The sequence below is a fragment of the Dolichospermum sp. LEGE 00246 genome, from assembly GCF_015207865.1.
GTDB classification, from domain to species: Bacteria; Cyanobacteriota; Cyanobacteriia; order Cyanobacteriales; family Nostocaceae; genus Dolichospermum; species Dolichospermum heterosporum.
Window position 1 is genome coordinate 1 of sequence record NZ_JADEWA010000522.1, and the last position, 3597, is coordinate 3597.

A 3597-nucleotide genomic window follows, 5' to 3' on the forward strand; every position below is an offset into this window, starting at 1 on the left:
CTCCCCCTACTCCCCCGACTCCCTACTATAAAGAATGAATAAAAATAAACTTTGGCAACTTGTATTTTGGCTAGGACCATTCTTTTTAACTTCCGGCTTAACCATTGGTTTAATATCAGAAAAATGGGGAATAATCCCTTTATTATTAACAATACTAGGTTTAATAATTTGTGGACTCTGGATAATAATCCAAAGCCAGCAAAGTAAATGGTGGCAAAAACGTTCCACCCAATCTGGTACTAACGCCCTTGTCGCCACCTTATCAGTATTAGTTATCTTAGGATTAATTAACTTTTTAGGTATTCGCTATCACCTGCGCCTAGATTTAACAGATAGTCAATTATTTACCCTATCCCCTCAATCAAGAGAATTAGTCAGTAACTTACCAGAAACCATAAAAGTTTGGTTATTTAGTAAAGACCAAAATCTCCAAGATCGAGAATTACTAGATAACTATCATCGTCAAAGTAATAAATTTAAATTTGAGTATATTGACCCTCAATTAAAGCCAGGAATGGCCGAAAAATTTGGTATCAAAGATTATGGCGAAGTTTATCTGGAATTTCAAAACAAACGGCAATTAGTCCAGATAATTAATGAAAATGAACGTTTATCAGAAATAAAATTAACTAATCGGTTACAACAAATTACCAGTTCCACAACTGCTAAAGTTTACTTTCTTCAAGGTCATGGTGAACATCCACTTACAGCTAGTAAAGGGGCAATTTCCCAAGCAATTAAAGCATTAACCGATAAAAACTTTACCACATCAGCTTTAAATTTAGCAGAACAGCCGCAAGTTCCTGATGATGCTACTGTTATAGTTGTCGCTGGACCTAAACAAGAATTATTGATAGGGGAAGTTACAGCTTTACAAAGTTATCTCAATCGTGGTGGTAACTTATTATTGATGATTGACCCCAATACTAACCCGAAAATAGACACTATTTTAAAAGATTGGGGTGTACGCTTAGATAATCGTTTGGCTATTGATACTTCTGGCGCAAATTTACAACTAGGACCCGCTGCTATTCTGGTGACAGAATATGGACAACATCCTATTACTAAAGATTTTGCTAAAAATATTTCTGTATATCCCTTAACTCGTCCTTTGGAAATTGATCCTGTTTCGGGTATCGAGTCTATGGCTTTATTAAAAACTAAACCCTATCCCAACAGTTGGGCAGAAAGTGATCAAAAAAGTGAAAAATTAGAGTTTAATGAAGGTCAAGATTTAAAAGGACCTTTAACTTTAGGAGTAGCATTAACTAGAAAGTTATCAAATGCAATTCCCACAACTTCACCAACACCAACTTCCACAACTTCACCAACACCAATTCCCACAACTTCACCAACACCAATTCCCACAACTTCACCAACACCAATTCCCACAACTTCACCAACACCAATTCCCACAACTTCACCAACACCAATTCCCACAACTTCACCAACACCAACTTCCACAACTTCACCAACACCAACTTCTACAACTTCACCAACACCAACTTCCACAACTTCACCAATTCCAACTTCCATAAATTCTCAACCTACTGCTAAAGAATCCAGATTAGTAGTATTTGGAAACTCAAATTTTGCCGTTGATGGTTTATTTGAACAACAATTAAATGGAGATGTATTTTTAAACTCAGTTAGTTGGCTAAGTCAACAAGATCAACAACTTCTCTCAATTCGTCCTAAAGAACCGAAAAATCGCCGCATTGTTATATCAACCCTTCAAGCTAACTGGTTAACAATAATTGCTGTGTTTATATTACCTTTAATTGGATTAACCACAGGATTTATTATTTGGTGGAAACGCCGATGAAAAATAAATTAGTAATTCATGATGCTAAATTCAAGCATTGGCTTTGTTTTCAAAATCCCGATGAAATTATCAAAGCTGATAGTATTGATCAAGTTGTTCCTAAATTGCAACTTGTAAATGATTTAATCGCCAAACATCAAATGTATGCGGCAGGTTTCATTAGTTATGAAGCTTCCACCGCTTTTGATTCCGTACTAGAAACCCATTCTTCTAGTTCATTTCCCCTACTTTGGTTTGGATTATATAAAAAACCAGAAATTATTGAATTACCAAAACCAACCTTACCAACAGAATATCAACTCAATTGGAAACCTTCAGTTAGTGAAGCCGAATATCATCAAGCCATTAGTAAAATCAAAGAATATATTGCTTTGGGGGAAACATATCAAGTTAATTATACCTTACGACTAAATGCACCCTTTAATGGCGATACTTGGGAATTATTTCTCAAATTAGTGCAAGCGCAAAACGCCGACTATGGTGCTTATGTTGACATTGATAACTTTGCTATTTGTTCCGCTTCCCCCGAACTATTTTTTGATCTTGATGGTAATAATTTAACCTCTCGTCCCATGAAAGGAACAGCAGCTAGAGGTTTAACATTAGCAACCGATCATAATATTGCTAATCAACTACATTTTTCTGAAAAAAACCGCGCTGAAAATGTGATGATTGTGGATATGATTCGCAATGATATGGGAAGAATAGCTGATATTAATACTGTCAAAGTTCCCCATTTATTCAATGTTGAAAAATATCCCACAGTCTGGCAAATGACATCCACAGTCACAGCCAAAACTACAGCTTCCCTAAGTGAAATTATGAGGGCGTTGTTTCCCTGCGCGTCTATTACTGGCGCACCTAAAGCCCGGACTATGCAAATTATTCAGAAGTTGGAAAATACACCACGCCGCATCTATACTGGATGTATTGGATTTATTAGTCCCCACCGTCAAGCGCAATTTAATGTGGCTATTCGGACTGTATTAATTGATAAGGAAAATAGTCAAGCTGAGTATGGAGTCGGAGGAGGAATTGTTTGGGATTCTGTAAGTAGTGATGAATATCAAGAATGTCAAATTAAAGCCCAGGTTCTCACATTAAATCAACCAGATTTTTCACTTTTAGAAACGATATTATGGCAACCCAATCATGGTTATTTTGTTTTAGATTATCATTTACAACGGTTGCAGTCTTCAGCAATTTACTTTAATTTTAATGTTGATATCAATAGTCTGAAAAAACAACTTGATGAATTAACAAAAACATTTTTAAGTCAGGCTTATAAAGTGCGGTTGTTATTAGATTATTATGGTGATATTACATATCAAACTATACCTTTATCTCCTGTGAATAATCAGGAATTTGTTAAACTAAGTATGTGTTGCACAGCCATTGACTCTAATAATCCATTTTTGTATCATAAAACGACTAATCGCCAAGTTTATGAAACAGCGAAAGCTGCTTTTCCTGATTGTGATGATGTTTTACTATGGAATGAAAGAGGTGAAATCACAGAAAGTTGTATTGGTAATATTGTGGTAGAGTTGAATGGAGAATTATTGACACCTTCGGTAAAATGCGGTTTGTTAGCAGGTACTTTTCGCGCTGATTTACTTGAAAAAGGAAAAATCAGAGAAGAAATTATTGCAGTGGAACAGTTACAATATATCAATCGCATTTATATAATTAACTCAGTGCAAAAATGGCGAGAAGCAGTTTTAATTTTTAATTGATTAAATAATTTATTAATCTTCAATATGAAACTGTCT

2 protein-coding genes are annotated in these 3597 nt (G+C 35.2%); both read left to right on the top strand.

Annotated features, from left to right (window positions below; translation table 11 throughout):
* Positions 1 to 34: 34 nt before the first annotated feature.
* A complete protein-coding gene (locus tag IQ228_RS23310; RefSeq protein WP_193964599.1) occupies positions 35 to 1825 on the top strand; it encodes a Gldg family protein in 1791 nt (596 codons plus the stop codon).
* A complete protein-coding gene (pabB, locus tag IQ228_RS23315; protein ID WP_035082686.1) occupies positions 1822 to 3561 on the top strand; it encodes an aminodeoxychorismate synthase component I in 1740 nt (579 codons plus the stop codon). The genes IQ228_RS23310 and pabB overlap by 4 nt, the downstream gene beginning before the upstream one ends.
* The last annotated feature ends 36 nt before the right edge of the window (positions 3562 to 3597 follow it).

Coding starts and splice junctions, on each gene's coding strand:
- pabB (WP_035082686.1), top strand. CDS start 1,822: ATGAAAAATAAATTAGTAATTCATGATGCTAAATTCAAGCATTGGCTT.
- IQ228_RS23310 (WP_193964599.1), top strand. CDS start 35: ATGAATAAAAATAAACTTTGGCAACTTGTATTTTGGCTAGGACCATTC.